Here is a 4,802-nt window from a genome sequence, read left to right as displayed (position 1 = left end):
TCGGGGCCCGCCGGTAATGCATTGTCAATGCTAGGGGAGCGTCAACACCTCGGCGCCGGTGTCGGTCACAACGAGCGTGTGCTCAAACTGGGCTGTGCGTTTCCGGTCCCGGGTAACGACTGTCCAGTCATCGGGCCACATGTCCCACTCGATGGTGCCGAGGGTGAGCATGGGTTCGATGGTGAACACCATTCCCGGTTCGATGATCCGGTTATAGGCCGGTGCCGCGTCATAGTGGGGGATGATCAGCCCCGTATGGAACGCTTCGCCGACTCCATGACCTGTGAAGTCCCGCACAACACCGTAGCCGAATCTTCTGGCGTAGGACTCAATGGCACGTCCGATGACGTTTATTTCGCGTCCCGGTGCCACTGCCTTGATGGCCCGGTTCAGGGATTCCCGGGTTCGTTCCACAAGGAGACGCGACTCTTCATCGACCTCCCCCACGAGGAAGGTGTGGTTTGTATCCCCGTGTACGCCGTCGATGTACGCGGTGATGTCGATGTTGATGATGTCTCCGTCGCGGAGCACGGTCGAGTCCGGGATGCCGTGGCAGATGACCTCATTGAGTGACGAACACAGTGACTTGGGGAATCCGCGGTAGCCCAGCGTGGACGGGTACGCGCCCTGCCCGACCAGGAACTCGTGTCCCACCGCGTCCAGCTCATCGGTGGTGACGCCCGCCTTGATATGGCGCCCCACTTCCTGGATTGCCTGCGCGGCGATCCTGCCGGCCCGACGGATCCGCTCGATCGTTTCGGGTGACTTGACTTCGGAACCTTCGAAGCGCGCAGGGCCCGGGCGCCCCACATACTCCGGGCGCTGGATCGACGCCGGCACCGCGCGGGGAGGGCTGACGGTCCCCTGGACAAGCGTGCCGACGGGTGCGGTAGAGGAATGGTGGGGCATACCCTTGATCCTATCGGTGTGGAACCACCGGAGCCGAAAGCGGAAGCAACACTAAGGAGGCCGGGATGGTGCAGTACTGGTACAACGTCCAGACGCACGAGGTTGAAGAAGACGCCCAGTCCGATTGGAGCCAGCTCATCGGGCCCTACCCCACGCGGGCGGAAGCCGAACGTGCCCTGGAGAAGGTTCAGGAGCGGAACCGGGCGTGGGAAGCCCAGGACGAGGAATAGCCCTCGCGGTCAGCCCTGGAAGCTGTGGTCGGGGCCGGGAAAACTTCCGTCCCGGACCTCGTCTCCGTAGGCTCGCGCTGCCTGGGCGAGAACCGACCGGACATCGGCAAACTGCTTGACGAACTTCGCCTGCCTGCCCGCCCGCAGGCCGGCCATATCCTGCCAGACCAGCACCTGCCCGGTGGTTGCGGAGCCTGCCCCGATCCCGATGGTCGGCACACTCACAGCTTTGTCCACCTCGGCAGCCACGTCGGCCGGCACCATTTCCATCAGCACGCAGAAGGCGCCCGCCTCGGCAAGGGCCACTGCATCCTCAACCACCCGCCGGCCGGCGTCCCCTCTGCCCTGAACCCGGTATCCGCCCAGGGAATGCTCGCTCTGCGGAGTGAACCCTACGTGGGCCATGACGGGAATGCCCGCCCGGACAATTGCGCGCACGGTATCGGCGTAATCCTTGCCGCCCTCCATCTTGACCGCATGCACGAGCCCTTCCTTCATCAGGCGGATCGAGGACTCAACCCCCTGCGCAGGTGAGACCTCATAACTTCCGAAGGGAAGGTCCGCTACGACCAGGGCGCGCCTTGCGCCCCTGGTTACAGCGCGTGAAAAGAGGATCATCTCGTCCAGGGTGATGGGCAGGGTAGTGGCATGACCCAGCACATTGTTGGCGGCGGAGTCTCCGATCAGCAGCACCTCGATGCCCGCTCCGTCGAAGATTTCCGCAGCATACTGGTCGTACGCTGTCAGCATGGCGAATCGCCGGCCCTCGTCCTTCGCGGCCTGCAGATGATGCGTCCGGATGCGCGCTGCGGACGGCGGCGAGGCGTTTGCCGCCGTCGGGGAGCCGGTTCCGTAGGGGGCTGGAGTTTCCGCGGAATTCATGACCACGAGCCTACTTGACGGGTAACTCCGGCGTAACACAAGGCGGACATACTGGACCGGGCACAGTCCTGCATGACCCGGGTCCCGCGCCGGCCGGGCATTGTCAGTAAAGTGAGCAGCGGACCGGGGAACAGCGCCCCCTGTCATGCGGAGTGCCGCAGCGACCGGGGATGAGTATGAAAGAGGTTGGAATGGATCGGCAGCAGGAGTTCGTCCTACGCACCATCGAGGAACGTGACGTCCGTTTTGTCCGGCTGTGGTTCACCGACGTCGTCGGCTCCCTGAAGTCGGTTGCACTGGCGCCGGCGGAAGTTGAGGGCGCGTTCGAGGAGGGGCTCGGATTCGACGGGTCCTCGATTGAGGGCCTCGCTCGGGTATTCGAGTCCGACATGCTTGCCCAACCCGATCCGTCCACCTTCCAGATCCTGCCGTGGCGGGGCGAGAAGGAGCAGACGTCCCGGATGTTCTGCGACATCCTCACCCCTGACGGGCAGCCGTCGTCGGCCGATCCCCGGGGGGTCCTGAAGCGCACGCTCGCCAAAGCCGCAGACATGGGCTTCACCTGCTACACCCATCCCGAAATCGAGTTCTACCTCCTCAAGTCGGACGAGCTCGGCCCCGACGGCCAGCCGATCCCCGTGGACCAGGCCGGCTACTTCGACCACGTGCCCGGCGGTGTCGCGCAGGACTTCCGGCGGACCGCCGTTGCAATGCTCGAATCGGTAGGGATTTCGGTCGAGTTCAGCCACCACGAGGCAGGGCCCGGACAGAATGAGATCGATCTCCGCTACGCCGACGCCCTCCAGACCGCTGACAACATCATGACGTTCCGCACGGTCATCAAGGAGGTGGCGCTCACCCAGAACAGTTACGCCACCTTTATGCCCAAGCCCTTCTCCGACCACCCCGGCTCCGGCATGCACACGCATTTCTCGCTCTTCGAGGGGGACTCCAATGCCTTCTTCGAAGCGGGTGCTGAATTTCAGCTGTCGAAGACAGCGCGTCAGTTCATCGCAGGCATCCTGCGGCACGCGCCCGAGTTCACGGCGGTGACCAACCAGTTCGTGAATTCCTACAAGAGGCTCTGGGGCGGCGGCGAAGCGCCGAGTTACCTTTCCTGGGGCCACAACAACCGGTCCGCGCTGGTTCGGGTACCGCTCTACAAGCCGAACAAAGGGCAGTCCGCCCGCATCGAGTACCGGGGAATCGACTCCGCCACCAACCCGTATCTGGCGTACTCGGTGCTGCTGGGGGCAGGCCTGAAGGGCATCGAGGAAGGGTATGACCTGCCGCCGGGTGCGGAAGACGACGTCTGGAGCCTGACCGCCGCGGAACGGCGTGCCATGGGCCACGATCCGCTGCCCGCCAGCCTGCACGACGCCGTCCGGGCCATGGAGGATTCGGAACTCGTGGCCGAGATCCTCGGCGAGCAGGTCTATGAAAACTTCCTGCGGAACAAGCGTGCCGAGTGGCATGATTACCGGATTCAGGTGACCCCCTACGAGCTCAGGCGCAACCTCGGAATCCTCTAGCCGCGGGAGACTAGCTCCATGAGCCTGAACCGGGAACTGATCAGCAGGGGATTCACCGACCTCGACAAGAGCAGCCGCTTCCTTGCGGCTGCAGAGCTCCGGGATATTGCCGAGGACAGGCTGTTCGCGGGGCTGGCACATGCCGCGAACCCTGATCTTGCTCTCCAGTCCCTGGTACGCCTGCTCGCGGTCCACCCCGCGCTGGGGGAACTGGTCCGGGGTGAGGCAGCCGATTCGGAGGCGCTCTTCCGTCTGCTGGGCGCTTCGGAGGCACTCGCCGAGTTCCTCATGCGGCACCCCGAGCATTCCGACGTCGTCCGAGCCCGGACCAGCGCTGAACCCGGAACAGTGGAAGCCGCTTCGCTGCGGAGCTCGCTGCTTGAGTCGGTCGGAGCCAACGCCGGCGACAGCAATCCGGTTGCCGCCAAAACCGGTGAGGAGGCGTACCGCGCCCTTCGCACGCGCTACCGCAGGCATCTCACCGAGTTGGCCATCCGGGACCTGAGCGCAGCGTCACCGACGGACTTCCTTCCCTTGGTGGGGCAGGAACTCGCTGACCTCGCGGCAGCGGCGCTCGAAGCGGCACTTGCCGTGACGCGGGCGGAACTCGCTGAAACCTATCCGGCCTCGGATATCGCAGCTGTGCGACTGGCCGTGATTGGGATGGGCAAGTGCGGGGCGGGTGAACTGAACTACATCTCAGACGTTGATGTCATCTACGTCATCGAGGCTGATGAGCTGGGTGAAGACACAGCGGTGCGCATCGGTACAGGCCTGGCATCGGGAATTTCACGTGCCGTGACGTCGGCGGGGCGGGAGCCCGGGCTGTGGGAGGTGGACGCCAATCTGCGTCCCGAGGGCAAGGACGGTCCGCTGGTCCGAACCCTCGATTCCCACCTTAAGTACTACGCGCGCTGGGCGCAGACCTGGGAGTTCCAGGCCCTGCTCAAGGCCCGCCCGATTGCCGGAGACCCGGATCTCGGCGCGAAGTATTCCGCGGCGGTGTCCGACTTGGTGTGGACGTCCTCCGAGCGGGACGGATTTGTGGAATCGGTCCAGGCGATGAGGCGGCGGGTAACGGAAAATATCCCGGCTCATGAGGTCAACAGACAGATCAAACTGGGGGCCGGAGGACTGCGTGACGTCGAATTCACGGTACAGCTCCTCCAGTTGGTCCATGGCAAAGTCGACGAGTCGCTGCGTACCCGATCCACTACCTCGGCCATCTCGGCGCTCAGCTCGGCGGGGT

At 64.4% G+C, this 4,802-nt stretch carries 4 protein-coding genes and 1 pseudogene; 3 read left to right on the top strand and 2 right to left on the bottom strand.

Annotated features, from left to right (window positions below):
* Positions 1–30: 30 nt before the first annotated feature.
* Complete coding sequence (gene map, locus X803_RS0115090; RefSeq protein WP_026545781.1) at positions 31–909, bottom strand: type I methionyl aminopeptidase; 879 nt, start codon at positions 907–909, stop codon at positions 31–33.
* Positions 910–974: 65 nt separating this feature from the next.
* On the opposite strand from map, the gene X803_RS21980 reads away from it, so the two are divergent.
* Complete coding sequence (locus X803_RS21980; RefSeq protein ID WP_139186259.1) at positions 975–1,139, top strand: SPOR domain-containing protein; 165 nt, start codon at positions 975–977, stop codon at positions 1,137–1,139.
* A 9-nt stretch (positions 1,140–1,148) separates the two neighbouring features.
* Here X803_RS21980 and panB read toward each other — a convergent pair whose 3' ends face one another.
* Complete coding sequence (gene panB, locus X803_RS0115080; RefSeq protein WP_026545780.1) at positions 1,149–2,021, bottom strand: 3-methyl-2-oxobutanoate hydroxymethyltransferase; 873 nt, start codon at positions 2,019–2,021, stop codon at positions 1,149–1,151.
* Positions 2,022–2,212: 191 nt separating this feature from the next.
* Between panB and glnA the strand changes: the two genes are divergently transcribed.
* Complete coding sequence (gene glnA / locus X803_RS0115075) at positions 2,213–3,553, top strand: type I glutamate--ammonia ligase (RefSeq protein WP_026545779.1); 1,341 nt, start codon at positions 2,213–2,215, stop codon at positions 3,551–3,553.
* An 18-nt stretch (positions 3,554–3,571) separates the two neighbouring features.
* Positions 3,572–4,802 (top strand): annotated as a pseudogene (locus X803_RS20440) (bifunctional glutamine-synthetase adenylyltransferase/deadenyltransferase); the annotation flags it as partial.

This window comes from Arthrobacter sp. 35/47 (assembly GCF_000520475.1).
Taxonomy (GTDB): Bacteria; Actinomycetota; Actinomycetes; order Actinomycetales; family Micrococcaceae; genus Arthrobacter_D; species Arthrobacter_D subterraneus.
Note: the sequence above shows the minus strand (reverse complement) of the source record. Positions and strands in the feature narration are given on the sequence as shown.

Excerpts from the sequence above, each read along its gene's own strand:
- panB (WP_026545780.1), bottom strand. The coding sequence starts at position 2,021 with ATGAATTCCGCGGAAACTCCAGCCCCCTACGGAACCGGCTCCCCGACG.
- map (WP_026545781.1), bottom strand. The coding sequence starts at position 909 with ATGCCCCACCATTCCTCTACCGCACCCGTCGGCACGCTTGTCCAGGGG.
- X803_RS21980 (WP_139186259.1), top strand. The coding sequence starts at position 975 with ATGGTGCAGTACTGGTACAACGTCCAGACGCACGAGGTTGAAGAAGAC.
- glnA (WP_026545779.1), top strand. The coding sequence starts at position 2,213 with ATGGATCGGCAGCAGGAGTTCGTCCTACGCACCATCGAGGAACGTGAC.